This window comes from Phormidesmis priestleyi BC1401, from assembly GCF_001650195.1.
Taxonomy (GTDB): domain Bacteria; phylum Cyanobacteriota; class Cyanobacteriia; order Leptolyngbyales; family Leptolyngbyaceae; genus Phormidesmis_A; species Phormidesmis_A priestleyi_B.
Genome location: NZ_LXYR01000032.1, coordinates 31,825 through 58,620, shown reverse-complemented (window position 1 = coordinate 58,620; position 26,796 = coordinate 31,825). Strand labels below are relative to the sequence as shown.

The following is a 26,796-nucleotide window of genomic DNA, read 5'->3' as shown; positions in this document are numbered from 1 at the left end:
TTAAGTGCTATTATGACTTCCAAACTATGCAATTGTCTTGGTTCTGGCGGAAAAGTTCGCTTCACTTTCGCGTCGCTCTCCTTCACCGCTTAATGAATATAACAGTACGGAGAGAAAGGTGTCAAGCAGCTTTTTGAAATAAATTCCTAAAGGACTGGAACCCTGCTGCTGCAGATAGTTCAGGAGCACTCGCTTAAATAGCAACTACACGGGCTGCCATTCCCTCTTCACCCTTGCCTAGCACTTCCCCAGCTTCTAATCGGCTACCGTTAGCGAAGTCCCAGCCCGATTGAGGGCGTTTACCTGCTAGCTGAGCTTCTCGTAACAATAGAAGCCCGTCACCTGTTTGAATCACAGCTCCCAAGTTTTTGATGATCGCCACCACTTCTCCAACAATGTGATTAGACGCTTCCGACTCAACCGACTGCAGAGAGGCAAATTCTGAAGGGAGCTTGATTGCGGAAGTCACTGGAACAGTCGCCATAATTTTGAGAATAGTTCCTCTGAAGGACGTGGTGCAGTTGGGATAAAAGCCTCGGATTTGGTTGTGAAGCTCGATCGCTCCTCGTGACCAGTCCAACTCATAGTTCTCTTTTTTGATCAAAGGCGCGTAGGTAGCTTCACGCTCGTCTTGAGAGAGCGGCTGGATTTCATCATTTACAAGTTTTGGAAGAGTCTCGATCAGTAAATTTGCGCCTAGAGGCGATAGTTTTGCCGATAAGTCGTGGGCGTTGTCGAAGAGCGCGATCGGCAGTACCGACTTCAGCAACATCGCGCCCGTGTCCATCCCTGCATCCATTAACATGGTTGTGATGCCCGTCTCAGTCTCGCCATGATAAAGGCACCATTGGATCGGCGCAGCCCCTCGATAGTGAGGCAACAATGAACCATGAACATTCACACAGCCAAACTTGGGCACCTCTAGGATTGTCTGAGAGAGAATTTGTCCATAAGCGACTACTACAAACACGTCTGCCTCAGCCGCTTTAAGTTTCTCCAAAGTCTCGGCATCTTTCTTAACGCTCTTAGGTTGCCAAACCTGAATTTGATGGGTCACTGCCGCCGATTTCACCGCAGACGGAGACAACTCGTTTCCGCGTCCTCGCCGTTTGTCTGGCTGAGTCACCACTGCTACCACCTCAAATCCTGAAGCTGCAAGTAGAGCCTCCAGGGTTGGGACAGCAAAGTGAGGAGTTCCAAAGAAGACGATTTTCATGAGGTTGCTGCCGAAGACGGTCTCTAATTATTAGTAGGGGTTATTGTAGCCAAAATCTGTCTTGTGGCAGTTTTGCTTTTTACTGACGCTGAGTAACTTCCTAATACAGCAGAATTGCTTTAAGAATTCTTGTAAACCAACCTTGCTGAGATTGTATTTGCAGCCATAATGTGAGGCTATTCGCCACAGACTGCTTCTAGAAGTGGGGTACTTCTATGACTTCTCAATCGGTTCAACTCGATCCGCTCAACAGCCCCCATCCGATTCCTTGGGGTTGGGTGATGGCGACCCTATCAGATGGCACACCGAGCAAGCATTACTATCGCAGTCATGCCTTGACTTCACTTGATGGTCACTATAAAGCCTATAGCCGGGTGCAGGTGCAGGTGGAGTCAGAGTTTTATCAAAGCCGCGTCAGTAGTGTTTTGTTTTTAGAGAACTTACAGACAGGAGATTTACAAGCGATCGCAGCAACTTCGCCGTTTGCCGAGAATCCGTTTATTAGCAATAGCGCTGACTTGGCGGGGACTATCTCGATCGTGATTCCTATTTCGTGGTCATCTACGGGCGATCGTCTTCTCGCACGAGAATTTGAGTCTATCTTCTGTTCTGATATCGCTTCGGACTATGCGCTAATTTGGGATCGCGTATCAAATCGTTCTAGCACCATTGCGCCTAGCGAAATCGAATATAGCAACGCAATTTTATTGGGTTGGAGTGAGGAGCGTAGCGATCGGGTTCTATTCCGAGCTGGCAACTTGGGTGAGACTCCTTGGAAACTTTGGAGCGTGGACATGGAGAACGAAACCCTAGAAGCGGTGAGTGATCAACCACGAACTTATGGACAGGTGACTAATAGCGTTTGGGCAGGACCTCAAATGCAAAGATAGGAAGGAGTGCATGGTGGTGTTATGAAACCTAAATTTGCAAATATTGAGGCATGGCAGCGAGCGGAACTGTTGATGCAGCCTACATTTATTCGAGTGGTTGATAATCTTCGCAAGCAGCTAGACCAATCTTCATGGAAAGGCGCTTATCGAGAGGTTCCTATCTGGGCTGACGATACACCAGAAGACGTTAAAGTAACCGTGACGCAACTGCAAGAACAGCTTAAAACCGCACCCCCCGACCAAGCTGCCGAAATTCAGCAAACCTTGTCTCAGTTGCCGTCTCCTCATCCGGGCTATGAACTGTGCTTAGAGCAAGGCAATCAGCAAGTCGTGGTTGACCTGTGGGAACTGTGCTACAAAATCTGTTTTAGCCAGCAAGACGACGAATTGCAGCCTGTGGAAGTCGATATGAACCTGATTGACGAAACAGGCGATGTAGACTGGAATCAGCTCGACGATAAGACGAAACAGCGAGTCGAACAGATATTTGCAACCCTGCCGAGTAAATCAGAATGAACTTCGAGAATGACACCACAGCCTTAGAAGCCGCAAAGTCAGGTGTGGCGCTCTACGATCGCTCTCATTGGGGACGCATCGAAGTCTCTGACGCTGATCGGATTCGATTTTTACACAACCAAAGCACCAATGATTTCAAGATTCGCAAGCCGGGTGAAGGGTGCGACACGGTGTTTGTCACCTCGACTGCACGAACGATCGACCTGGCAAGCGCTTACCTTTTAGAAGATTCAGTTTTGCTGCTGGTATCGCCAAATTTGACTGAGAAATTAATGACGTTTCTCGATCGCTACATTTTCTTTGCCGACAACGTGAAGTTAGTAGATGTCACTCCCCAAACCGCGACTTTCAGCTTAGTTGGTTCTGGGAGTCACGGGTTGTTAGAAAAGCTGGGTGCAGCAGAGATAATCGGTCAACCTTACGCGAGTCATCGCTTGATAAATTTAGCAGGACAAGACGTGCGAGTTGCCGTGGGCAGTGGGCTAGCTACAGAAGGCTACATTTTGATTACGCAAGTCGATCATTCATCTGCATTGCAGAAATCTTTGATTGAAGCGGGAGCCGTGACAATGAGCGATCGCGCCTGGGAGCAACTCCGCATTGAGCAAGGTCGCCCGATGCCTGGTCATGAATTGACAGATGATTACAATCCCTTAGAAGCAGGGTTGTGGAACACCGTCTCGTTTAACAAAGGCTGCTATATCGGGCAAGAAACGATCGCGCGTCTAGACACTTATAACGGAGTCAAACAGCAACTCTGGGGTGTCAAATTGAAGGCTCCGGTAGAAGCGGGTGCGATCGTCACCGTTGGAGAAGAGAAAGTCGGCAAACTTACGAGTGTTGTGGAGACCGAGGCGGGCGCGATCGGACTTGCCTATGTGCGAACGAAAGCAGGAGGCGCAGGGCTATCGGTTCAAATTAGCGGCAACCAAACCGAATTGCTGGAGCTGCCATTTTTGACCCGCGAAAAGCAATCTTAACGATGGAGGGCGGGGTGAAATTTGGGATAGAGCATTGCTTTAACGGGCTGTCCATTTTTGAGGTGTCGATCGACGATCGATCCAACTTCATCCGCTTGGACTCCGCAATACCAAACCTGGTCAGGTGAAACGACTACGATCGGACCATTGCCACACTGTCCAAAACAACCGCAGCCCGTCACCTCTACGTTGACGACGGGCTGTAACTGAAACGCAGCTAAGACTCCAGCAGCTCCTAACTTGCGGCAAGACTTGCTTTGACAAATTTGCACACACCTAGACACAACAATAGATTCTGTAGCGGAGGATGGCGCTGTAGGTTCCATCGCTCTATTCTGACAGATTCCGCTTAAGAGTTAGGCAAGAGTCCTTTAGTAGCTAACCAGTCGCGATTGAATAATTTTGATTGGTAGCGGCTGCCGCCATCACAGAGAATAGTGACGATCGTATGTCCTGGTCCCATTTGCTTGGCGATCGCGATCGCAGCCCCCACATTAATTCCGACCGAGCCGCCCATAAACAGCCCATCTTTTTCTAGCAGTTGATAGACCACGCGAACCGCTTCTCGATCGTCTACGCGAATCGCATCATCGACGGGGGCACCTTCCATATTTCCAGTAACGCGGCTGTTGCCAATGCCTTCAGTGATCGAGCTACCTTCTGAATGAATCTCACCCGTCTTGACATAGCTATATAATCCGCTTCCCATCGGGTCTGCCAGAATGCACTTAATCGCTGGATTTTTCTCTTTGAGGAACATCGAAACCCCGGCGTAAGTGCCTCCCGTCCCAGTTGATGCCACCCAGACATCGACCTTGCCATCAGTTTGTGCCCAGATTTCAGGTCCTGTAGTTTCGTAGTGAGCGATGCGATTTGCTAAATTTTCAAACTGGTTTGCCCAGATTGCGTTCTCCATCTCTGCTGCGATTCTGCCCGACAACTTGACGTAGTTATTGGAATCTTTATAGGGAACCGCCGGAACGGTTCGCACTTCGGCTCCTAATGTTCGCAGGAGATCAATTTTTTCTTGTGATTGCGTTTCAGGAATGATGATTAGACATTTGTAGCCCTTCGCGTTGCAGATATGAGCGAGTCCAATTCCTGTATTGCCTGCGGTGCCTTCTACAACGGTTCCACCTGGTTTAAGTAAGCCTTTCTTTTCAGCGTCTTCAATGATGTAGAGCGCGGCTCGATCTTTTACCGACCCACCAGGATTGAGAAATTCTGCTTTCCCCAAAATCTCGCAGCCTGTTTCGTCACTAAAGCTATTGATCCGAATTAATGGTGTGTTGCCAACGCTGTCCACAAATCCATTTTTAATATCCATTTTCGATTTCCCGCATGTTTCCCTATGACGATTTTGGCTCAAAGCAGCGATTAGAATCTTGCCTTTTAGTTTAGGAATCATCCGCAGTTTGGTTCTCACTGTTGAAGATGTCCATTCACTGCAAAGGGGACGATCGAGTCACAGTAAGATAGAAATCACTTCATATTCTTTCGTTATGACCAGTCTCTCCCCGACCTCTCAAAAGACTGAAGTTTTTTATCCAAGCTCAGACGGTGAACCCTTGGCAGAATCGTATCTTCACTTATATGCCATCTTAGTGACGCTAGAAGTGCTCACTCAGTATCTAGCAGGTCAGCAGGCAACCGTTTTGAGCAATCAGTTTCTCTACTATTCTCAAGGCTATCCACGGCTGCGGGTGGCTCCTGATGTGATGGTAATTTTCGATGTTGCCCCAGGTGGACGAGACAACTATAAAACCTGGGAAGAAGGGCAAGTTCCATCTGTGATTTTTGAGATGACCTCAGCCGGGACGAAAAACCAAGACCAGGAGTTTAAGCGAACCCTATACGAGCAGTTGGGCGTGCTCGAATATTGGCTATTTGACCCCAAGGGCGAGTGGATTGAAGAAAAGCTCAGAGGCTATCGGCTTCATCGAGATCAGTACGATCCCATCACAGATGGACGCAGCGAACCTTTAAAGCTTCGACTAGAGATAGACGGACCGCTCATTGCCTTCTATCGAGAAGACACGGGTGAGAAATTGTTGATCCCCAGTGAGCTTGCCAGCGCGCTGCGAGTAGAGACTCAGGCACGGCAAGAAGCAGAACAGCACGTCGAGCAGCTAAAAGAACGATTGCGATCGCTCGGTGTCAACCCCGATGAAATCCTGTAAAGAACAAGGGCAAGCTCAAGCCTGCCCCTGACAGTTGGTCAGAGATGCCAACTTCATTTGTTGGGTTGAGGAGTCATCCGCAGATAAGGCTTGAGTTCGGTCACGCCTTTGGGAAATTTTTGCTTGGCATCTTCAGTCGAGATAGAAGGTACCACAACACAGTCACCGCCGTCTGTCCAATTAGCCGGAGTTGCAACGCTGTGATCATCGGTGAGTTGCAGCGAATCAACCACGCGCAAAATCTCATCAAAGTTGCGCCCAGTGCTAGCAGGGTAAGTGAGCGTGAGACGCAGTTTCTTCTGGGGATCGATCACAAACACCGATCGCACCGTCAGCGTATTGTTGGCGTTGGGGTGGATCATGTCATATAGATCTGATACCTTCCGGTCTGGATCAGCCAAAATCGGGTAATTGAGCTTAGTGCTTTGGGTTTCTTCGATATCGCCGATCCAACCCATGTGCGAGGTGACATCATCGACGCTGAGCGCGATCGCCTTGACATTACGCTTGTCAAACTCAGGCTTGAGTTTTGCAACAGTGCCTAGCTCAGTCGTGCAGACGGGCGTAAAATCTTTGGGATGTGAGAACAAAATTACCCAACTATCGCCAGCCCAATCATAGAAATTGATAGTGCCTTCGGAAGATTCTTGAGTGAAGTTGGGAACTGTGTCGCCTAGTCGGAGAGCCATAGCCAGTTTTCCTAGTGATCGCAAATAGTTACTTAAAGATCATGACACAAACCTCCGGTTTCCCGGTCGGAGTTTGGATCTATTTACGATTTTAGTCAAAGCGTTACGCATTGAACTCTAAAACCTCGCAGCAAGTTCAGCAAATGTGCTCAGAGAGATTGGTAGAACTCAGTCAAATCTCAGCCTATTTAGTTGAAATTGCGGAGTCGGGAACAGACGATTTTCAAGTTTAATCACAATAGCTTCCGTTAAATCTCTGAGACGTTTCGTAAAGAGGTCGTCAGGAATACCGTAAGCTTGGGCACGTTGACATCAAACTTGAATATCGGGTAATCAAATAAACTCATGGACGTTAAAGCTTTTCTCACGGTTGACGAACAATCAATCACCTTAGGGGAATGTCTGAAATATCTTCAGACTGCTGGAAAACTTCAGGGATTTTTAGGCGATATCCTACGCCAATATGTGTTGGAACAGGAAGTTGCCACGCGAGAAGATCTCGACATCAATCCTGCGGTGATTGAGCAGGCGGTGATCGACTTCCGGCTTCAGCAGCAATTAACCGACCCAAAGGTATTTCAAGAATGGCTTAAGGGCAACGGGTCAGATTATTCGACTTTTCATAGCCAGATCAACTCAAACTTTAAGGTCGAAAAACTCAAGAGCGTGATTGCAGACGCAAAGCTGCAAGAGTATTTCATTGAGCGTAAAGTGTTCCTCGATCGCGTCGTCCTTTCCCGAATCATCGTCGAAAATCAAGAACTTGCCGATGAACTCAAAATCCAGATTCAAGAAGGGGCGAGTTTTGAGGAACTGGCGCAAGAGCACTCGATCGCGGACGATCGCATCTCAAACGGCATGATGGGTCCGGTAAGTCGCGGCACGATGCCCGATACGATTAGAGCGGCGATCGATTCTGCTGAACCGGGTGATTTAGTGGGACCGATCGAGGTCGAGCAGCGCTGGGCGTTGTTTAGAGTCGAGCAAACGATTCCAGCGACATTGGATAATCAGCAACTGCGGCAAACGCTGCAAAATGAGCTATTTGAGCGCTGGCTAGCAGAAAAAATTCAAAAAATGACTGTCAAGCTTCAGGTAGAGTAGGTCTCAAAATTCGAGTTGACCCCATTTAATGTTGATGTAAAAGCCCCATGATTACCAATGACATTGCTGCAAATCTGCCCTGGGAATCACCGCCCCTGTCGTTCCTCAGCCCAGAACAGCAGATCCAATTTAAGACCAAAGCTGAAATCCGGCGCTGTAAGCTTGGAGAGTTGCTCTGGTCAGACGAAACGCCCGATGTGCAGATTATTGTGCTGGTGGGCAAGGTGCGCCTTGTTGCCGACGATGGGCGATCGCTGCTGCTGCAACCCGGTGAGTGGGTGGGCGATCTGCTAGAGCTACCGGGCTGGAAGGCACGAGCCGCCAGCAATGATGTGCAAATTGTGCAATGGACGGCGAGTCATTGGTCATCGCTGTCTTCATCTAATATCGATCGCTTTTGGGCAATTCAGCGCACTCGCTATCAGCCAGAAAGCGACAACTCGGCTCGACCTGTCGAGGGCTTTCCGTTTGTAGCGGGAATGAACACCGCCGCCGCGTGTCTAACGATGGTGTCTAACCATTTGCAAAATCCGGCTCAGATGGATTGGGTGCAGCGTCAGCTTCGCGGGCAGCGTCCAACCAATGTCGTCGATGCGGCTGAGAAATTGGGGCTACAGCTTCGTCGGATTGAGACCAATTGGCAGAGCTTGCGGCTGCTCACTTTTCCGGCAATGATCCTGTGGGAGAGACAAGAGCCATCGGACAGGAGGCAGGGGACATCGATTCAAGTTGAGCCACATTGGGTAGTGGTGTATGGGGTGCGCGGCGATCGCTTGATTGTCGCTGACCCGATCAACCCAACCATGAACTGTGAGGCGATTCACCGATCGGCGGTTCAACAGCACTGGGATGGGCAGCTTTGGCAAGTTGAGCCAATTCAAAAACAGGAACGGTTTAACTTAAGCTGGTTTCTTCCGGCGATTTGGCGCTATAAAGGCTTGCTGGGTGAAGTGCTGTTTGCGTCATTTACCTTGCAGCTTTTGGGGTTGGGAACGCCTCTGATCACTCAGGTCGTCATCGATCGAGTGATGGTGCAGGGCAGCATTCCCACTTTGGATGTGATGGCGATCGCGCTGCTATCGGTGGCGGTGTTTGAGGCGGTTCTCGGAATTCTGCGGCTGTTTATCTTTACACATACGGCGCGGCGATTGGATTTGAGTCTATCGGCTCAACTCTTTCGTCACTTGATGCGGTTGCCTCTGGCTTATTTTGAGGCGCGACGAGTCGGCGATACTGTTGCACGCGTGCAGGAGTTGGAGAACATTCGCCAATTTTTGACCGGAACGGCTCTCACGGTGATTCTAGATAGCTTCTTTGCGGTGGTTTATCTAGCGTTGATGTTTTTCTACAGCGTTCCGCTCACGGGGATCGCCCTCGCAGTTTTGCCGCTCTATGCGGCGTTGACGTTGACCACGACCCCGATTTTGCGAAACTGGCTCAATGAGACGTTTAACCGCAGTGCCGATAGTCAGTCTTTTTTAGTTGAGACGATTACAGGAATTCACTCGGTCAAGGCGCACTCGGCAGAAAAGGCATCGCGCGATCGCTGGGAAGGGTTATTTGCGCGCTACATTCGCACCAGCTTTAAAGCATCCACAACGTCTAACATCAGCAATAATTTGGGTGATTTTCTCACCAACTTGTCGTATTTACTGATTTTGTGGTTTGGTGCCCATCTGGTAATCGAACAAAAGTTAACCGTCGGTCAGCTAGTCGCGTTTCAAATGCTGTCAGGACGGGTGACGGGTCCGCTGCTTCGCCTCGTACAGCTTTGGCAAAACTTGCAGCAGGTGCTGCTGTCGGTCGATCGCATTGGTGACATTCTCAACGTTGCCCCTGAAGCAGAACCCGGATCAGGTTTGGTGCTGCCTCCGCTCAAGGGTCAAACCACATTTGATCAAGTCTTTTTTCGCTACAACCCTGAGCAAGAACCTGTGCTGAAAGGCATCTCGTTTACTTCTGAACCGGGAATGCTGGTCGGTGTCGTCGGGCGCAGTGGTTCGGGTAAAAGTACGTTATCTAAACTTTTGCAGCGACTTTATCAGCCTGAGTCAGGGCGCATTCTGGTGGATGGCTTTGATATTAAGAGCGCTGACCTGCACTCACTTCGCAGCCAAATGGCAGTCGTGCTGCAAGAAGATTTTCTCTTCAACGGCAGCGTTTTAGAAAATATTAGTCTGGGTCGTCCTGATGTGAGTGCAGAACAGGTGGTCGAAGCGGCTCGTTTGGCGGTCGCTCACGATTTTATCAGCGAACTTCCGCACGGCTATGAAACGAGTGTGGGAGAACGCGGCACGGCACTGTCGGGCGGACAACGGCAACGAGTTGCGCTGGCTCGACTGTTTCTCTCGGATGCCCCGATGCTTGTTTTAGATGAAGCGACGAGTGCCCTAGACAGCGAAACTGAACAGCAAGTTCTGCAAAATCTGCAAAAGCTGGCGGAAAGCAAAACCGTGTTTCTGATTGCTCACCGATTTGCGCCGCTCAAACGGGCTGATCTCATTCTCGTGATGGAGAAAGGCGTGATTGCTGAAAAAGGCACTCATGAGCAGTTGCTACGATCGAAGGGTTTATATTGGTCGCTCTATCAGCGTCAGCAAGCGTCGGTGTAATGAAGACACGATCAAAAAGACCCGAAACTAGGTTGAAAAACCTGAACGTCATGCGGTTCTCGGCTGATAAATTATTTCAAGAAAGGCAGTGGTTTTCCCGCACATTGTTTCAACCTTTGCCAGTGGAACTGTTGCTCTCTAGAGTTAAAAGTGAGTTTCCAATGACCCAATTGGTTCGGTACGTTGTTTACTGAATCGATCAGATTGTCTGCTACAAACGGAGGAGAAAGCTATTGTGACTCCCCTTAAGAGGGAGTAAAAAATCTAACATTTTCCGTAGCCTTGAAGAACACAACACTTCGGGGTAATCATCATGGTGCAAGAACGAAACCTTGAGCGTCCCAAATCTCAAGGGCGGGATATCGATCGACGTTCGAGCCGCCCAAGTGTTGGTGGAGTCAGGGAAGGCGCAGGCAATCTAGTCGCCGATACAGCAACCGGGTTAGCCTTGCTGTTTTCGATCGTGTCATTCTTCTTTAGCGGTGTAGCAATGGTTGAAGGAGTCAGGGCACGTCGAGAAGTGCAGGCAATGCAGCAGACAACCAACCGTCCAGCGCCTGCGTCAGCAGCTAACTCTACGCCTAAACCGCTTAGCCAATCGTCTGCGCCTCCGGGTAATCTGCCTCCGATCGCGCAACGTGTGGAGCCAGGTCGATTTGTTGAACCTGTGTATGGAGGAACCGGACAGATTGAACTGCTGTCGGTCGATCGAGTCAGCGGGGCAAATAACTCAAATGTAGTGAACCTAAAGATGCGTGTTCGGCGCGTGAACGAGCAAGTGCAGGGACTCGGAGATATCAATCTGGCTCAAACCGTTGCCATCAATTCCCGAACCAATAGGCGCTACCCAACTCTCGATTTCCAAACTCCTTCTGGAAAGGCTCTGTCGCTTTACGGTCTGCGTCCAGGTGAGTCGGCTGATGTGACGGTGATGCTGCGTGTTCCTCAAGATCTGAACCGCATTGATTTACAGATTCCTGAGACAGTTGCCTTTCGAGGAGTGCCGATCGCGGTCACTCGCTGAGGTAAAAATCCCCGACTCTGCAATCTCAACAAAGCCGGGGATTTGAATAGCGAATCTAAACAGAACTTAGTCTTCGGGCAAGATCCATTGGGGAGGAGCCGTTCGCCTTTTGCGAGCGGCTTCTTCTGCCATTGCAATCATTTGGTCGAGCGAAGTTTCTTGAATAAATTTGGCTGTTTGCTCTTTATATTCGGTGTTGGGACAATCATCGCCTAAGATGCATCCGTTTTTGCAGGCTTCAGCGCAGTTTACTTCCATGTTCTCGTCTCCAATTCTCAACGCTCGGCTAATTATCAGGCAATCTCTTGCAAACGCGCAGTAGAGAATGTACCCATTGATTATCTTAAACGGTTGTCAACTGAGGTGAGGATTTCTAGTCCATCAGTTTGAAAAGTCTGCAATCCTTCCCTAGCTGCCCAACTTCAAAGCATCGATAAACAGGCTGTAAGTTATGCCGATTTTGAGCATATTGATGATTTGTGCGGGAAGCGATCGCCGCACTCGATCGCTTCCTCCATAAATAATCCGACTAACGCTTTCAGTCAGCACCACTAAAATGGTCGCGACAACAATATCTAACTGTGCCTGTTGCCCCGTCGTGGTTGAAATGGCTGTGCCCAAATAAAAGCCGAAAAGCAGACTAATCACCAGCAGCGACGCGCGCCGCCACGGATTTTGAAACAATTGACCGATTTGACCCGTCACAACTCCTACAAGATCATTTAGGCGAGTATTTTGCATACAGAGGGTGAAGACTCAACTACCAAAAGATTTCTTCCCCGATCGCTTCAGGGATTGCTATTACTAGAGTAGAAGAAGATGCGGGGTCGATAAAAGAAATGAAGGTAAAAGGAAACCCTGCGACCAAAATTGCATTATTTACAGCAGTGCTGCTGATTGGGGGATGGCTGGTGCTGAGACGATTTCAGATTGAAGTCGCCGTGACAGCCCCCGACTCGATCCCGATGATTAAAACCGATCCGTCTCAAACAGGCGAGCCAAAACTCGCTAAGAATAACGGACAGACTTCGAGCACTGCGTCCCCGATCGACAAAATTGATCCCGCAATGGCAGCGGCACGTCAGGGCACCTTACGGGTGAGCAATCGATCGGAGCATCCTCTGCGGGTGGCTTTATTGAGTCGTCAACCTAAAAGCACAAATGCCAAATCTGGGGAAGTGACACCTGCTGGCTTTGACTCTCCCTCTCACTGGGATTTTTCGCCCAACGAAGGCAGCGAAAAAGGCTTGTTAGTATCTTTGCCAAACCGCACCGTGACGCTCAAAAAAGGCGATGTGTTGGTCGCCTTTGCTCAAGACGGCTCTCAGCGCTATTGGGGACCCTATGTGGTGGGAGAAACGGCTCAACCGACTTGGAACGGTCAGTTAGCAGAGTGGGAGTTAGCGCTAGAGCGATAAAGCGTCATCACATCTGACACGGGCAATCTCGACTGCGCTCCTAGCGTCAGAGGGGAGATGTGCCCTTTCTCAAAATGCTCTGCTGCTGCACAGCCAATCATTGCCGCGTTGTCGGTGCAAAACTTCATTGGGGGAAACAGCACTCGCAGATTGTGCTGACTTGCCGCTGCTTGCAGGTGTTGCCGAAGTCCGCTGTTTGCCGCTACGCCACCGCCCACTACGATCGTGTCCAATCCATAATCTAAAGCACAGGCGATCGCTCGTTTAGTTAACGCTTTGGCAACGGTTGCCTGAAAACTAGCCGCAATATCATTCACGGGTAGCGGTTGACCCTCTTGCTGAAGTGTTTGCGTCAGCCTCAGCACAGCGGTCTTTAAGCCACTAAAGCTAGAGTCATAGCGATGAAATCCGCCTTCTGGACGCGAAACTTTTCCTTCTGGCAGTGGGAATGCTTTGGGGTTGCCCTCGGCAGCGAGACGATCGAGAATCGGACCTCCTGGATACCCTAAATTCAGCAGTCGAGCCACTTTATCAAAGGCTTCTCCTGCCGCATCGTCGCGGGTTTGTCCCAAAATCTCGTAGATGCCGCATTCTTTGACATAAATCAGACTCGTGTGTCCACCCGACACTAGCAAACAGAGAAAAGGCGGCTCTAGCGTCGGGTCAGTCAAATAAGAGGCGTAGATGTGCCCTTCTAGATGATGAACGCCAATTAGAGGTTTTTGGTGAACGAGTGCCAGCGTCTTTGCGGCAGTCAACCCAACTAACAGTGCGCCGACCAATCCTGGAGCGCAAGTGGCAGCGATCGCGTCCACTTCTGACCAATCGAGTTTCGCGTCGGTTAGAGATTGCGCGATCGCTTGATTGACGGTTTCGACGTGCTGACGCGAAGCCACCTCTGGCACTACGCCGCCATATTGACGATGAATGGCAATCTGAGACGACACAATGCTGCTCATGACGTGACGATTTTTAACGATCGCTACGGCTGTTTCGTCACAACTTGTTTCAATTGCTAAAACCGTTGCCATTTGCTGCTAATTTTTTTAAGGAATGGGCTATTCAACAGTAGCTTAAACTCTGTCTGTGCAGGTCTAATTACCATTGGAACGCTGCACGGTTTAGAGAATCCAGTTCTGCAAGAAGTCTCATCTTTTTGCACTGTTCACTCTTCTTAATAAAGGGAAACAATTCCATGCGACAGTTGTTTGCTTTAATGCTCGTTTTTGCCCTTTGGTTTGGGGCTGCTCCTTCTGCCTCGGCTGATTCAGACGTGTCTGGGTTACTCGTGCCTTGCCGTGATTCTGCGGCGTTTGCTCAACGCGCTAAAGATTCCGTCAGCGCAACGGCAGCAGAGCGGTTTCAAAAATATGCAGATGCGGGTTTGTTATGCGGCAAAGTTGACGGCTTGCCTCATCTGATTGCAGATGGTCATCTCAATCATGCAGGCGAGTTTATTATTCCGGGCGTGCTGTTTTTATATCTGGCTGGTTGGCTAGGTTGGGCAGGTCGCAACTATCTGCAAACCGTTCATAAAAATGGCATCAATGAGTCTAAAGAGATTCAAATCGACGTGCCTGTTGCGATTCAAAGCTTCATTGCTGCTCTGTTTTGGCCTTTGACTTTTGTCAAGCAGATTCTTACGGGTGAACTTCAGGAAGATGATTCCAAAATCACGGTTTCGCCTCGCTAAGAAGTCGGTATTTGAGTCATTTGGTGGCGTTCTTAGCGAGACCGTTGACTCAAGCTCCAAAACCCAAAATGCGTGAATTACTTTCTTAGGAGGTTTCAATATGTCATCTGCTTTCTTAAAATATTTGTCTAACGCTCCTGTGTTAGCGGTGCTGTTTACTAGTCTTACGCTCACCGTGTTTATTTTGATTAACTCGGTTTACCCCGACCTGCTGTTTTTGGGTCAGTGAGCATCGATCGATCGAGGGTAACTGAGACTTCCTAAAGACTTTCGTCAAAAGGGTTAGCCCGATTACCCTCGATCGATTCCCGGTGCCTTAAAATCAGGAAATGATGAACCCAGAGCCAGAAATTCGTCGCCTGCTGGATGTGATGCCAGCCTCTGGACGAATGACGACCAAATTGATCAGCAAGCCAGAGCAGCGATTAGTGATTGATGCTCCACTGCCAATGCCGTGGATGCGCGATCGTCCGATCTACATTAATTTTGATTTTTGGAGTCGTCTGTCTCGATCTCAGCGAGATTTACTCATTTTACGGACGGTCAGTTGGTTGGGTGCGGTCAAATGGTTTCAGCCCAACCTCAATTTTGGACTTGTTGCCGCAGGGTTGTTAGGCACAGGCGTAGAACTGATGCAGCAGGACTTTGTGGGTGTTGCTGTAGCCAGTGCGCTGAGCGCGATCGCAGCCACTCAAATTTGGCGCAACAACCACAGCACTAGCATCGAGTTGGATGCCGACGAGCGCGCCCTTCAAGTCGCTCAACGACGCGGCTATTCTGAAACCGATGCTGCTAGATCTTTGCTGTCTGCGATCGAGTCTGTCGCTCAATTTGAAAAACGTCCGCTCAGTTTCATTGAACTGTTGAGAGGTCAAAGCCTAAGAGCGATCGCGGGGATTTCTGCAATCGGCATCCCCGAAGAGTTGCGTCGCGAATAGGATTAAAGCTCAAAGAAGTCTTCTATAGTGATCGCTCAACGATAACATCGCGAAAGGCAGCGATCGTGCCCCTAAAACTTCCGCTAAATTTCAATGTCCTTCAAAATCATTCCACTGCGGATGGTGTTGGAAGGCGATCGGGTGCTAATCTCGTGCGTTTTGCTGCTAAACGTGCTCGATCGATAAGAAGACACGCGCGATCGAGTGCCAAACGGAGGCGTTCTCTTATGGAAGTCGCGCGATCGGGTGCCAAAGGGAGGCGTTTTCTTACAGAAGTCGCCCGATCGGGTGCCAAACGCCTGCGATCGGGTGACTGCTGAGAACGAACACTCCGACTTGAAGTGCGACGCTGCTATCGCGATCGGGTTCGCTTGAGCAATGCCATCGCTTCGGTCGAGTTGGGAACCGGAACGGAAGCTTCGCTACACTCCGTGTTCGGACTCCATAAACTAGCTTCGGCAAATCCAAGATGATGCAGGGTGTGAATCGTCTCGGTGATCCAATCGCGACTGCCGATTAGGATAAATCGAATCGATTCGTTCTCGCTTTGGGTCGGCTCGATCGGCAACAGTTGACGGATGTTGTAGTTCATTGGGGGTTTCCTCGGTGTGTTGGGGGAAGGAAACCCAAAAACCTAGCCACCCCGCAGATGTAACGATGCAGGATGGCTAGGCGGAATGCTAAAATTCCACACTAAGTCTCCATGCTGGCTACGACAGCTTGGGGGAATAGTCATCCAGTGCTGCTGATAACAGTATTGGATGGCGGCTAGATTTCTGGGGATACAGTTGCCCGATATAACTGTGATGGCAACTTAACTCGTTAGCGTAGAGGTATTTTTAGGTTGGTGTCAAGTCATCGTTGGGAGGGAGCGATCGGATGAATGGCTGGTATCGGCGAGTGTTATAAACATCTGGATTAGCTGAGATCTGGCATCTGATTAAAACTCCCTCGTTTCTAGCACTCACCCGCCCGTGATTTTTAATCACCGTCTAACGGTGCGAAGTCCACTGAAGGGACTGGAAGAGGGGATTTGAGGGATTCAGTCCGTTTTAACGGACTTCGCACCGCTAGCCCGGAATTCCATTCACGGGCGGGACAGAACCGCAGCAAAGAGGCTGGTGCAACTGGATTAGGACTTTCTCGTGTAAAGTGTTGCGACTGCTCATTTAAAGCTCAAGCATTGATGGATCAAGCACAGGATGATTCTGAGAAACCGATGAATTTCCTAACGACACACCATCTTTCATCAGAGACGGTTCAGCGATTTTTGAAGGATGTGCCTGAGTATGTGAAAGTGGCTCTAACTGAGAAATCGGCTGAATTGGATTGCTCGATCGAGGAAGTCGTAGAAATGGCGATCGCCTCTTTTCTAGATGAAGAGGCGTTCAGTTTTGAAGATTGCTTGTTAGCTCAGCGATCGCAACCGTAAAAATTTCAAGGCAATGAGACGATAGAAATGCTTGGTTAATTACTTGAGCTTTCGCATTTGTAAGGAACGCTTCTGCGGAATCGAGTTAAGCTTTCGCATTTGTAAGGAACGCTTTTACGGAATCGAGTTAAGCTTTCGTACTTGTAAGAAACGCTTCTGCGGAATCGAGTTAAGCTTTCGCATTTGTAAGGAACGCTTTTGCGGAATCGACTTACGCTTTCGCATTTCTAAAGAACGCTTTTGCTGAATTGACTTACGCTGTAGCCTTCTTGAGTTGACGATCGCTGGAAGTAGGTTATTAGCGATCGCGAGATGCAAGAGTGATAGACTCACGCCTTCAACATCCTATTAAGCTGTCAGTTATGAATACTGGTCTGGCGATCGGCGCTTGAGTTCAGCAATGGGTAGCAGCAGATTGTCTTCGATTTCTTGGCGCACTGTGTCAGTGACGGCTCCAGGTTTCTTAAGCAGTTCAATAAGGAATCTATTGGCATCATAGTAGCGCTGTAGAGCCTGTTCTTGTAATTTAGTAAACTGCCAATCGTGCCCAATGTTGCGATGTTCAATCATAGTCTGTCGCAATTCTGCTACCCATTTATGACTGCTACAATTCCACCATCGTTTCAAAGAACCACTGTCTTGACCGACGTGTTCCAACAGTTGTATCCTCAGTTTTTCCAGTTTATTCGCCAATATAGGGTCAAGGGCGTATGCGCGAGTGTGAGCACGAGTAAGAGGTCGATTAAGGTAGAGATCTAGGTCTGGGTCAACCTCGAAGTCGGGGGCAATGCCGAGGGCATGATTGAGAACCCTAACGAGAGCAAGGGAATGAGCAAGGGTGAGATCGACAGCAAATTCGAGATCATGATTAAGAGTAAGTTCAAGAGCATGATCAAGAGAAAATTCAAGAGCGTAGTCAAGAGAAAAATTGCAAGAAAAATCAAGAGTAAAAGCAAAATAGAGTGCCCGAATCGCAGCCGATTTGTAGTCAACTTTTGTAGATTCAGTTTTGCTCTGAATCCAAGTAAGAAATTCTTGTAATTTCGCATCCTGTAAGACGGAGTGATCGATCGCTTGTTTGATTAAGCGCAGCAGTCGATCTGCTGGCTGCTGGGATTCAACTGCTAGCTTAACAATCTCCTGCCACCGCTTGTCCGCTATCTTTTCAGCTAATTGCTCAGGCGAAAGTTTAGTGAGCCATTGAATCGTGAAATGCTCCTGAAAGGTGAGATGAGAAAACGACCACAATTCATCGGCTCTTTCCACTAGCAATCCATGCTGCGCTTCAATAGCTTTCAACACAGCTTCCCCTTCTTGTGCATCTACAAGCTTGAGAAAGTTAGCAATCTGTTGTGCCAAGTCTTGCTGCTCAAACAGCACAAAGTTCCCCGGATTCTCGAATTTCCGAGCCGCAATTTCGATCAAGAGTGCTTCCTTTTGATCGATGCTCAATTTCCGATAGACTTCCTTTCCAATCTCCCATTCAGCGATATCTTTACGATCGTTCCACTTCTCCAACAGCAGTCGAATTCCCTTGCGATAAAGCGAAGCTGTTTGAGATGGCAACTCTCCTGCATCCTGCAACACTAAACACATCAAACTCAACAGCACAGGTGTAACTGTCAGTTCATTCAGTGATGGATTCTTTTTCGTTGCATCCGAGAAGGCTTGCCAGTGTTGAGCAATCTCCGCTTCATTGCGCCCACTGGCACAAAACCAATTTTCGACAAACTTCTTGACTTGTTCATCGTTAAAGTCCGCGACCTCTACTGAATTAAAGCCCTGTGGAATCATCTCAATAATTTGAGTGCGACAAGTCAAAATGAACCGATTGCCCGAATGCTTCGGCTCTTGAGCAAGGCTCTGAAGTTGTTCCTGCACGTTGCGGCGAAAGCTATTTGTGGGCACTTCATCCAATCCATCCATCAAAATCAGTAGTCTGCCTTGCTCTAACAGGGTTTGTGTTCGCTGATTGTCCACACCTAATTCTTCCGAAAGCGCATCCAGTAAATTCCATCCCATCGATCGAATCTTCCGTAACTCAATCAACACCGGAATCAATTTCGGCTGAAATTTGTCATTGCTACAATCTACTGCTAAATGCTTGAGAAACGTTGTTTTCCCTGCTCCCGGTTTTCCGAGAATCAGCAGTCTAGCGTTGGCGTGTGCAACTGCCATTCCTTCATTACGTTTGACGCGATCGCCCAACCCCAATCGATCGTTCCGCAAGTCAAACGACTTCAACAACGTGGATTCTGAAACCTGAAACGTGCGGGGAGAGCGATCGAGCAGCCACACATCAACATAAAGCTGATCGACACCAATCTCAGTCTGATTTAGAAGTTGAATTGTGCTGTGTTGGTAGAGAATCTTTTTACAACAGCGCGATCGTACCTGTTCAATCTGGTCATTCTCACTTTGAGTTGGTGCGAGTGTCTCTACCGCAGAAACCTCTTGCCAATTCAACCGCAAGGCAAAGCAAATCTTACGAAACTCAGGCTCGCTCAGAGACTCTTGGCTAAAAAATGCCGTAATCGTAGTTCGGGACTTCTTTTTAAGATGCGTCGCCAGCTTTGACTTATTACCCTCGAAGTGCAGATTTAAAGCATCGTTCGCTTTTGTCCAATTAGTTAGCGCCAGCTTCCGCGATCGCTCCATTCATCCCGCCACGTAATTGTTTCAGCACATCCACTATTCTACATACACGAACAATCCTGGACATCCCTGAACAATCTTGGACATTGGCTGAACATCGCTGAACATCAGACCCCATAAGGCTTTTGACAAACTCAAGGAGTCGTCAACCCAGCATTCAACCATGAAGCCTTTCAATCTTCGATCTGCGATCGCATCCACCCTCACCGTCGTAGCTGGCGCAACCTCAATCTACCTCGCCACACTTCCCAACCCGACCCAACCCCAAACAGACTTAGGTCACACCACCAACCAAATTTTTCTCGTCGGCAGTCAGTCACTCCTCAAGAACCGCAAGGAGTGACCTCTAGTATGGGTGTCTCTACCGAATCAACCCGTGTTTCTCATTCCCGCAGCGATGCCATTGATCGTCAGCAGTGCGCCCCGCAGCAGTTCGCCTTTGCTGTAGCGCGATCGCACCACGCCAGCCGCTGCAAACGTTTTGTGTTGACGCAGACGTTTGAGCAACGAGACTTGCAGAAATCCGAGGGGGACGATCGTGCCGTTGCGAAGCTGCACCGATCGCTGCAATTCGGGGTCGCCATCTAACAAGCGCTTGTGCTCGGTGATGGTCAGCACCAGTTCGCGAGTCAGATAATATTCGCTGACGATCTGCTGATAGACGGGTTCAAATCGTTCGCGATCTTCGGGTTGCGTGAGTTCTCGAACGTAGTGACCTGCGATTTGCAGATCGACCTTTGAAAGCGTCATTTCGACCTTAGAGATCGCCATCTTAAAGAAGGGCCACTTGAGATAGAAATAGCGCAGTAGCTTTAAGTGTTCTTCAGGATGCTCTGCCAAAAAGCCTTGCAGCGCAGTACCAACGCCATACCACGACGGCAGTAAAAATCGGCTTTGTGTCCAGCTAAACACCCACGGGATCGCTCGGAGACTTGCCAGATCTTTCTTTCCACCGCGACGGGCAGGGCGAGAACTGATTTGAAGCTGACTGATTTCCTCGATCGGAGTCACTTGATGAAAGAAATCAATAAAGTCAGGCTGCTCATAAATCAACCCCCGATAGTGAGTCCGCGATTTTGCCGCTAACTCCTCCATGATTTCGTGCCAGGGCTGAATGTCGTCAAACCCGGTTCGCAGCAAGCTGCCCTGAATCACCGCAGTTGTCACGGTTTCTAAGTTGTATAGCGCTAACTCTGGAAGCGAATACTTCGATGCTAGAACTTCGCCTTGTTCAGTAATCTTGATTCGTCCGTTCACACTGCGTCCGGGCTGCGCCAAGATCGCCTCATAGGCAGGACCACCCCCACGACCGACTGAACCGCCGCGACCGTGAAAGATCCGCAGGGCGACTCCATGCTGGTCAGCAATGGTTTGCAGCGCTTGTTGTGCTTTATGGATTTCCCAATTACTGCTGAGAAAGCCTGAGTCTTTGTTGCTGTCGGAGTAGCCCAACATCACTTCTTGCAGCGACGCGTTGTGTAGAAGGGCAGACGAATCTTGAGGTGCGTCGATCGCCGCTCCCTCACTCTTGGCATAGCCTCCCGATAGCATTGCCCGATAGAAAGGAAGCTGAAAAATGTCGGTCAAAACAGAAGGCGCTTTCAGCAGATCTTCTACCGTCTCAAAGAGAGGCACCACTTGTATCGTGCTGATTCCGGTTGCGGGATCGTAGAGTCCGGCTTCTTTTGCCAGCAGCAAGACCTCTAGCATGTCGCTGACCTCGTGGCTCATGCTGATGATATAGGTGCGGCAGATGTCGAGTCCAAACTCCTGCTGAAGTTTGCGAATCATGCGGAACGTGGCGATCGTTTCCCGCGCTTTTTCTGAGAAGGGCAACTCACCGGGGATCAGGGGTCTGCGGGTCTGAAGCTCGGTTGCCAGCCAGATTGTTTTCTCGGACTCTGACATCTCGTTATAGGGCTTGGGCAACACCTGGAGATAGTCGGCAATCTCGTTGAGCGTGTCGGCGTGGCGCGTGCTTTCTTGGCGAATGTCGAGGTGGGCGAGATTAAAGCCAAAGATTTCGACTTGACAGATCAGGTGCTCCAAGTCTCGGCAGGTTAGCCCTGTTTCACCCAAGTTGCGCTGAATCAGGTGCAGTTCTGCGAGAAAGTTTTTGCCAGAGCAGTAAACTGTCGCTTCGTCATAATCAGGAATCTCTTGAGGCAGGGGATCACTGTTATACATCTGCTCGTTGCGAGCCAGCGTGTTTCTCAGCCGCTTTTGAATGTAGGACAGCTTTAAGCGATAGGGTTCTTGACGATAGCGAACAGAGAGTTGATCATACACATCGGGCATTCGCTGCTGGTCTTGCTCTAGCGATTCCAGCAAGTCGGGCAATACGTCGCTCCAGTGCAGCGATAGACTCAGCAAATCAATCAAGCGATCGAGCGACTGAATATACTTCTCTAGCACCATTCGCCGCTGATAGCAGGCGGTTTGCCAGGTGACATAGGGCGTAACCGAAGGGTTGCCATCGCGATCGGAACCCACCCACGAGCCAAACTGACAGAAGTTATAGCGGGGCATCTGCATTCCTGGAAAGGACGAGTGCAAGCCTTGTTTTAAGCGCTGATAAAGATGGGGGATCGCATCAAACAGCACCTCCTGAAAGTAGTGCAGGGTGTAATCGACTTCATCGAGAACGGTGGGCTTGAACTGGTGCAGTTCGTCGGTACGCCACCAGAGCCGAATTTCTTCGGTAAGCTGGTCTCGCAGCGAGTCGGCTTCCCATGAGGATGACAGACCCATCGATTTGAGGTTATCTTCGACGCGATCGAGTTCTCGCAAAACCTTGGCGATGCGTCGCTGTTTGTCGCGAATGGTGTGACGGACAATCTCAGTCGGGTGCGCCGTAAACACGAGCCAGACATCTAACTGATCAAGCAGCCGTTGAATCTGCTGAGGCGGAACGTTGAGCCGCTTTAACTTGGGAAACAGCCAGTGAAACGTCCCGACTTCTCGCCGCAGATTGCTGTTGTGCATACTCTTTTCGAGCAAGTCGGCTTCTAGGCTAGAGGTCGTCTCAGGCAACTGCCCATAGTCATGTTTAGCGGCAGATGGCGCAGGCAACGCTTCACGAGCCGCCCGATATTGCTGCTGTTGATCTCGCTGCTCGTAGTGCTGCTCGACGATGTTGATCAACTGAAAGTAGAGCGCAAAGGCACGAGCCGCCCGAATTGCCTCATTGAGGTCGAGCTTTTCAACGATTTGCAGCACGTCCGACTCGGCAAACGTCGTTGCCTGACCTTCGGGCGAACACATCTCGCGCAACTGATTGAGCAAATCGACCAGTTCCTGACCGCATTCCTGTCGCAAAACCGCTTCCCACAAGTCTTCGACAATTTTGATGCGATGGCGAAGAAAGAGGTCGGAGGTGATGACCCCTCCATCGTCAAATGATATATCTGGCACTGCGTTGGCTTCTGTAGCGATTCCGAAAGAGGATTCTTCGGGAGAGGGACGGGTCGAACTCATAAAGCGGTTCCAGCAGAGAGATTCAACAATCTTACGAGGAAATATTTGATTCTAATAGTCGCGAACCATTCAATTATTCTGAGTTTGTCTTAGAGAACCTTCGGGGGGTTGTGAATTTGAAACGTCTAAAACAGGTAATCGATCGCCTCTAAAAATCTCTTCACTCAGCGATCCAAGTTCCTGTAGCCCATCGACGATCGCTCGAACTCCAACCATGCCTATCAATATAGGCACCACTGCTAGCCCAACTAGAATTTCGGGATCGATTAGTGAGTTGAGACGGGTCTGCGACTCGATCGGACGCGATTTTGGGTCAGATGATTCCATCAAGATTTCCTGAGTAGGGGGCAAAATGGCGAGATATGGCTGCAATTTCTCAAAGAATAGTTGAAATTGTTGATTTCTAGACTAGAATCTCTAAGATTTCAGCCTACGAAAGACTCAAGTAGTCGTATCTTAAATCTGAACCTGGGACAGTATCATGAGAGACCGAAACTAGAGGAGTCAATTTGCTTCTCAAAGCTCCAACTCGTCGTAGATCTATCCGTTTATTCGTGTATTGCGTTTAGCCTAGCAAGTTTACAGACTTACAGTCTGAATTCCTAGCTCGTTGTTGCGTGAATTGATTAACTTTTGCTTACCATATCAAAGAAAAGCTCGGTGAAAACGAAAATCAGTGTGAAAAAGTAGAGCCGAGTGTGCAAACCTCGGAGAGCAAAATGAGCCGTCTGACCCACCACAAGGAATTCCGCTTCTGATGTTGAACGTACCTGAGCGCCCGCCCTCCTCGACGAGACCTGTAAAAAACAGACCCACGACTCTAGTTCAGTGGCTTGATCAGGTCATTGACTTACCGCAGGTGCGAGTGCAGGTACGCTTGCGGGGTAATAACTTGTATATCTTGTGCGAAGGTCAGGAGTGCCCACTCCGATCGCTGCTGTTGCTTCGGGTCGTTCGCGCTCTCGCCGAGACAAATCTAGAGCGATTTGTTCCTAACAGTCAGCCTCAAGTCTATCAGGTCTTGCTCTATGGGCGATCGCTGGGTCAGGTGCGCCCCGCGTGGGCAGACGTGATTTATCTCAATCAACTCGATCGCTACCTAGAAAAGCTGCAAAAAGGAGCATCGGTTGCCAGGTCTGTTCTAACCGATGACACTCCAACCTCTTCGCTGGCGATCGCCAATATTCAACTTGCCAAACAGGGGCGACCGGATGCGATCGCTCGTTATCTGAGTGAGTTTCTCAACGCGTTAGGGGTCGCAGTCCGGGCGACTGTAAAAATGGTGCCGTCGCAACAAGGCACGCCCGACCACTCGCGGCTCTGGGTGATGTGCGAGTCTATCTACAGCCCCGATGCGTCTCTGATGGCAGAATCGATCGCGCAAAAGCTGCGTGATTTAGAGTTGTCAGGCTTTCAAGACGCGATCGTCTTTAGCCAAGTTCACGGAGAACCCCAGCCCGAATGGACGCTGCGCGTAGATCTGACTCCTCCCGATGAGATGCTCAAAGAATGGGCGCGCTGGGGAGACGCTGAAGCAATTTCTCGGCTGCTCGATCGCACCTGTGACGAAACTATTCGCGCTTCTGCAACGCTGAAGGACACGACGCTTCACGTTTCCTGCACGGGGTCGCCTGCTCCTGATCAGAAACGAGCGATCGCGGCTATCCAGCCGTTGCTTAACGCGATCGCCCCTCAGGGCATTCAGTCTGCCACGGTTTATGGAGCCACCGCAGGACAAGGAGACAAAACAGCCCCAGATGACACCCCTGCATGGGTCGAGTGGCTCAATTTACCCGCCTCTATTCATACGGCGTTGGCTGACTCAACTCACTGGCTGGCAGAGAAAGGAGACATTCCGGCGATCGCGTATCTCTTAACTCGATTGCTTAACCCCGATCTCGATCGCCAACTTGCTACTGGAGGCATTCGCATTCAAGTCCGGCAAAAAGAAGATCTGCTGCACATCATGGCAGACGCGCCGCTGTGCCCTCCTCAAAATCGGGTCGGAACAGCGGTCGCTCAGTTTCTCAAACCGCTCGATATTCCAGGGGTTGCAGGGGTGAGAATCTATGGGCGCAGAGCCGGACAAGTGCGCCCCGCTTGGAGCTATGGAGCTGATTTTGGGGTTCGCGATCGCTTAGTGCCCGCCGCCACTCCAGAATTTGCCGCTTCAGATGAATATGTGGGTGACTTGCTGACCGAATCGGGTGAACTGACGCGCCGATCGGACTTAACCTCCAATGATCTGCAAGCTGCTCTCAGTCGGCTGCTCGAATCGGTGCAGGGACTGTTGACTCGATCGCAGCTATTTGTCGTTTCAGCTTCTAGTAACCGGACGTTAGACGCAAAACCGGGGATTTCTCACCCTACAAAACTTGCTTTTGTGTGGGGAACGCTCGGTCTCTTGCTCACCGTCCAGTCTGATTGGATTTTAGGACAACTTCTCAAGCCAACCGTTGAGCCAATGAAACCGACTCCGATCGCAGTGGTTTCTCCGTCTCCTAATGTCTCAGACGAAATCAAGTTGCCTCAGTTGTCCCTACAAAAACCTGGTATTGGTCGCGGAGAAGCCTTTAATGGGTCTGGCTTTACTCAGTCAGGGCAAACCGTTCTCTCTACGGACGATCGCAGCCCATCGCCGAACTCGATCGCCGAGGCTCCGATCGCTAAAGCGCTTGCGGCTGCTCAACTTCAGCAGAAAGCTGTGGTGGATGCGGCTCGATCGCCCTATCCCACCTTCAACGCCCGTCAACTGGACGAAAAGCTGGTTCTCTATCGTCAATATGTTGAGAAGTCGGGTGCGCCAGATGTGCTGATTATGGGCAGTTCTAGAGCCATGCGAGGCATCGATCCGACTGCGTTGCAGCAAGCGTTGGCGACTCAGGGCTACTCTGGCTTAAAGGTTTTTAACTTTGGGGTGAATGGAGCGACCGCCCAGGTTATTGATTTGATTGTGCGCCGCATCTTACCTGCCGAAAAAATGCCCAAAATGATCATCTGGGCAGATGGTTCACGAGCGCTCAATAGCGGGCGCGTCGATGTCACCTATAATGCGATCGCCGTCTCCCAGGGCTTTAAGAAACTCCCGAATGATCCATCTCCGCCCGCGATCGCAGCGGTTCCGACTCCCGTTCCTGAATCCTCTTTAACTCAGTCATTAGGAACGATTTCATCCACTAATTCTGTTGTGGCAGACAGCTATCAAGCAGTCAACACTTGGCTAAATCAGTCGCTGGCAAATCTTTCTAGCACTTATAATCAGCGAGAATCACTCAAAACGCTCTTTCAGCACGAGGTCGCATCTGGGCTTAAATTAACTCCGAGTGCTGATCACGACGCTGATCTGACGATCGCTCAAGACGGACAGGGATTAATTGATGTCAATGGCTTTTTGCCGATCTCAAATCGATTCAACCCAGCAACCTATTATCAGAAATATTCTAGAGTGGCGGGCAACAGTGACGGTGACTATGCCGATTTTCGATTAGAGGGCGGACAGGCTGAGGCGATCGCCTCTCTCGCAAAGTTTACTCAGTCCCGAAAGATTCCTCTCGTGTTCATCAATCTGCCGCTGTCAGGGGAGTATCTTGACTCGGTGCGCCGAGAGCATGAGCAGGCATTTCAGCAATACATGCTACGTGCTTCTGCTGAGTTGGGGTTTACTTACCGCAACTTGGGGGAAGAATGGAAGATGGAAAATGACTTCTTCTCTGACCCCAGCCACCTAAATCGATATGGCGCGTTTGCGGTGTCTGATCACATTGCAAAAGATCCTCTGATTCCTTGGATAAAACGTTGATTGCTGGGTATCAAAAGGATTGTGTTCACGATCGCGCTTCAACTTTATAAATTTTCGCTAGAGCGTTATCGAATTGTGATATAACGATTAAGGTTTTGTTACAAACAACACTGCATTGCCTCTAGCCAACGATAAGTTTTTGAAAAACTTGTCCACCTTAGAGGTGCGATCGT

General features: G+C 49.7%; 26 protein-coding genes. 14 read left to right on the top strand and 12 right to left on the bottom strand.

The genetic code is table 11. The annotated features are described in order from the left end of the window. Nucleotides 1-193: 193 nt before the first annotated feature. On the bottom strand, nucleotides 194-1,216 hold the full coding sequence (gene fmt, locus A8707_RS16590; RefSeq protein WP_068818344.1) for a methionyl-tRNA formyltransferase: 1,023 nt from the start codon (nucleotides 1,214-1,216) through the stop codon (nucleotides 194-196). Nucleotides 1,217-1,431: 215 nt separating this feature from the next. On the opposite strand from fmt, the gene A8707_RS16585 reads away from it, so the two are divergent. From A8707_RS16585 to ygfZ, 3 genes are read left to right on the top strand one after another with little or no spacing between them, the layout of a single operon-like run. After that, nucleotides 1,432-2,106, top strand: coding sequence for a hypothetical protein (locus tag A8707_RS16585; protein ID WP_068818343.1), 675 nt, complete (start codon nucleotides 1,432-1,434; stop codon nucleotides 2,104-2,106). Between the two features lie 21 nt (nucleotides 2,107-2,127). Next, complete coding sequence (locus tag A8707_RS16580) at nucleotides 2,128-2,622, top strand: hypothetical protein (protein ID WP_068818342.1); 495 nt, start codon at nucleotides 2,128-2,130, stop codon at nucleotides 2,620-2,622. Beyond that, nucleotides 2,619-3,602 (top strand): CAF17-like 4Fe-4S cluster assembly/insertion protein YgfZ, encoded by a 984-nt coding sequence (gene ygfZ, locus A8707_RS16575; protein WP_068818341.1) that lies wholly within the window; start codon nucleotides 2,619-2,621, stop codon nucleotides 3,600-3,602. The genes A8707_RS16580 and ygfZ overlap by 4 nt, the downstream gene beginning before the upstream one ends. Here the strand turns inward: ygfZ and A8707_RS16570 are convergent. Then, the gene (locus tag A8707_RS16570) at nucleotides 3,599-3,874 is read right to left on the bottom strand and encodes a (2Fe-2S) ferredoxin domain-containing protein (RefSeq protein WP_231948112.1); all 276 of its coding nucleotides are present in this window, start codon (nucleotides 3,872-3,874) and stop codon (nucleotides 3,599-3,601) included. The genes ygfZ and A8707_RS16570 overlap by 4 nt on opposite strands. A 77-nt stretch (nucleotides 3,875-3,951) precedes the next feature. Beyond that, nucleotides 3,952-4,929, bottom strand: coding sequence for a cysteine synthase A (locus tag A8707_RS16565; RefSeq protein ID WP_068818339.1), 978 nt, complete (start codon nucleotides 4,927-4,929; stop codon nucleotides 3,952-3,954). Nucleotides 4,930-5,104: 175 nt separating this feature from the next. Between A8707_RS16565 and A8707_RS16560 the strand changes: the two genes are divergently transcribed. Then, the gene (locus A8707_RS16560) at nucleotides 5,105-5,782 is read left to right on the top strand and encodes a Uma2 family endonuclease (RefSeq protein ID WP_068818338.1); all 678 of its coding nucleotides are present in this window, start codon (nucleotides 5,105-5,107) and stop codon (nucleotides 5,780-5,782) included. Nucleotides 5,783-5,835: 53 nt separating this feature from the next. Here A8707_RS16560 and A8707_RS16555 read toward each other — a convergent pair whose 3' ends face one another. Then, complete coding sequence (locus A8707_RS16555) at nucleotides 5,836-6,471, bottom strand: peroxiredoxin (protein ID WP_068818337.1); 636 nt, start codon at nucleotides 6,469-6,471, stop codon at nucleotides 5,836-5,838. 345 nt (nucleotides 6,472-6,816) lie between these two features. Here A8707_RS16555 and A8707_RS16550 point away from each other — a divergent pair, with 345 nt between their 5' ends. From A8707_RS16550 to A8707_RS16540, 3 genes are all read left to right on the top strand, one after another. Continuing rightward, nucleotides 6,817-7,575: a peptidylprolyl isomerase gene (locus A8707_RS16550; RefSeq protein ID WP_068818336.1), complete on the top strand. Its 759-nt coding sequence runs from the start codon at nucleotides 6,817-6,819 to the stop codon at nucleotides 7,573-7,575. 47 nt (nucleotides 7,576-7,622) lie between these two features. Then, nucleotides 7,623-10,187 (top strand): peptidase domain-containing ABC transporter, encoded by a 2,565-nt coding sequence (locus A8707_RS16545; protein WP_068818335.1) that lies wholly within the window; start codon nucleotides 7,623-7,625, stop codon nucleotides 10,185-10,187. Between the two features lie 313 nt (nucleotides 10,188-10,500). After that, entirely contained in the window at nucleotides 10,501-11,211 is a 711-nt protein-coding gene (locus A8707_RS16540; RefSeq protein WP_068818334.1) for a hypothetical protein, read from the top strand. Between the two features lie 66 nt (nucleotides 11,212-11,277). Here the strand turns inward: A8707_RS16540 and A8707_RS16535 are convergent, their stop codons facing one another. Continuing rightward, nucleotides 11,278-11,469, bottom strand: coding sequence for a hypothetical protein (locus A8707_RS16535; protein WP_068818333.1), 192 nt, complete (start codon nucleotides 11,467-11,469; stop codon nucleotides 11,278-11,280). A 150-nt stretch (nucleotides 11,470-11,619) separates the two neighbouring features. Beyond that, the gene (locus A8707_RS16530; protein ID WP_068818332.1) at nucleotides 11,620-11,952 is read right to left on the bottom strand and encodes a DUF565 domain-containing protein; all 333 of its coding nucleotides are present in this window, start codon (nucleotides 11,950-11,952) and stop codon (nucleotides 11,620-11,622) included. A gap of 98 nt (nucleotides 11,953-12,050) precedes the next feature. Between A8707_RS16530 and A8707_RS16525 the strand changes: the two genes are divergently transcribed. Continuing rightward, entirely contained in the window at nucleotides 12,051-12,629 is a 579-nt protein-coding gene (locus tag A8707_RS16525) for a hypothetical protein (protein WP_068818331.1), read from the top strand. On the opposite strand, the gene tsaD is transcribed toward A8707_RS16525, so the two are convergent. Continuing rightward, nucleotides 12,593-13,660: a tRNA (adenosine(37)-N6)-threonylcarbamoyltransferase complex transferase subunit TsaD gene (gene tsaD, locus A8707_RS16520; protein ID WP_068818330.1), complete on the bottom strand. Its 1,068-nt coding sequence runs from the start codon at nucleotides 13,658-13,660 to the stop codon at nucleotides 12,593-12,595. The two genes, A8707_RS16525 and tsaD, sit on opposite strands and share 37 nt — an antisense overlap. Before the next feature lie 164 nt (nucleotides 13,661-13,824). Between tsaD and A8707_RS16515 the strand changes: the two genes are divergently transcribed. The 3 genes from A8707_RS16515 to A8707_RS16510 all read left to right on the top strand — a co-directional run bounded on the left by A8707_RS16515 (nucleotide 13,825) and on the right by A8707_RS16510 (nucleotide 15,260). Continuing rightward, nucleotides 13,825-14,322 (top strand): Photosystem I reaction center subunit III, encoded by a 498-nt coding sequence (locus A8707_RS16515; RefSeq protein ID WP_068818329.1) that lies wholly within the window; start codon nucleotides 13,825-13,827, stop codon nucleotides 14,320-14,322. A 100-nt stretch (nucleotides 14,323-14,422) separates the two neighbouring features. Next, nucleotides 14,423-14,551: a hypothetical protein gene (locus tag A8707_RS26955; RefSeq protein WP_082906395.1), complete on the top strand. Its 129-nt coding sequence runs from the start codon at nucleotides 14,423-14,425 to the stop codon at nucleotides 14,549-14,551. A gap of 100 nt (nucleotides 14,552-14,651) precedes the next feature. After that, nucleotides 14,652-15,260 (top strand): DUF3318 domain-containing protein, encoded by a 609-nt coding sequence (locus tag A8707_RS16510; RefSeq protein ID WP_231948111.1) that lies wholly within the window; start codon nucleotides 14,652-14,654, stop codon nucleotides 15,258-15,260. Nucleotides 15,261-15,612: 352 nt separating this feature from the next. On the opposite strand, the gene A8707_RS16505 is transcribed toward A8707_RS16510, so the two are convergent. After that, nucleotides 15,613-15,852: a hypothetical protein gene (locus A8707_RS16505; RefSeq protein WP_068818327.1), complete on the bottom strand. Its 240-nt coding sequence runs from the start codon at nucleotides 15,850-15,852 to the stop codon at nucleotides 15,613-15,615. Between the two features lie 594 nt (nucleotides 15,853-16,446). On the opposite strand from A8707_RS16505, the gene A8707_RS16500 reads away from it, so the two are divergent. After that, nucleotides 16,447-16,692 (top strand): hypothetical protein, encoded by a 246-nt coding sequence (locus A8707_RS16500; RefSeq protein ID WP_231948110.1) that lies wholly within the window; start codon nucleotides 16,447-16,449, stop codon nucleotides 16,690-16,692. 114 nt (nucleotides 16,693-16,806) lie between these two features. Here the strand turns inward: A8707_RS16500 and A8707_RS28290 are convergent, their stop codons facing one another. Continuing rightward, the gene (locus tag A8707_RS28290) at nucleotides 16,807-17,025 is read right to left on the bottom strand and encodes a hypothetical protein (RefSeq protein WP_156518652.1); all 219 of its coding nucleotides are present in this window, start codon (nucleotides 17,023-17,025) and stop codon (nucleotides 16,807-16,809) included. 27 nt (nucleotides 17,026-17,052) lie between these two features. Beyond that, on the bottom strand, nucleotides 17,053-19,350 hold the full coding sequence (locus A8707_RS16495) for an NACHT domain-containing protein (protein ID WP_068818326.1): 2,298 nt from the start codon (nucleotides 19,348-19,350) through the stop codon (nucleotides 17,053-17,055). A 160-nt stretch (nucleotides 19,351-19,510) separates the two neighbouring features. On the opposite strand from A8707_RS16495, the gene A8707_RS16490 reads away from it, so the two are divergent. After that, the gene (locus A8707_RS16490) at nucleotides 19,511-19,690 is read left to right on the top strand and encodes a hypothetical protein (RefSeq protein ID WP_068818325.1); all 180 of its coding nucleotides are present in this window, start codon (nucleotides 19,511-19,513) and stop codon (nucleotides 19,688-19,690) included. Nucleotides 19,691-19,716: 26 nt separating this feature from the next. Here A8707_RS16490 and ppc read toward each other — a convergent pair whose 3' ends face one another. Both ppc and A8707_RS16480 read right to left on the bottom strand, forming a co-directional pair. Beyond that, nucleotides 19,717-22,824, bottom strand: coding sequence for a phosphoenolpyruvate carboxylase (gene ppc, locus A8707_RS16485; protein ID WP_068818324.1), 3,108 nt, complete (start codon nucleotides 22,822-22,824; stop codon nucleotides 19,717-19,719). A 69-nt stretch (nucleotides 22,825-22,893) separates the two neighbouring features. Continuing rightward, nucleotides 22,894-23,151 (bottom strand): hypothetical protein, encoded by a 258-nt coding sequence (locus tag A8707_RS16480; protein WP_156518650.1) that lies wholly within the window; start codon nucleotides 23,149-23,151, stop codon nucleotides 22,894-22,896. 430 nt (nucleotides 23,152-23,581) lie between these two features. On the opposite strand from A8707_RS16480, the gene A8707_RS16475 reads away from it, so the two are divergent. Beyond that, nucleotides 23,582-26,623, top strand: a complete 3,042-nt coding sequence (locus tag A8707_RS16475; RefSeq protein ID WP_068818323.1) for a hypothetical protein — start codon at nucleotides 23,582-23,584, stop codon at nucleotides 26,621-26,623. The last annotated feature ends 173 nt before the right edge of the window (nucleotides 26,624-26,796 follow it).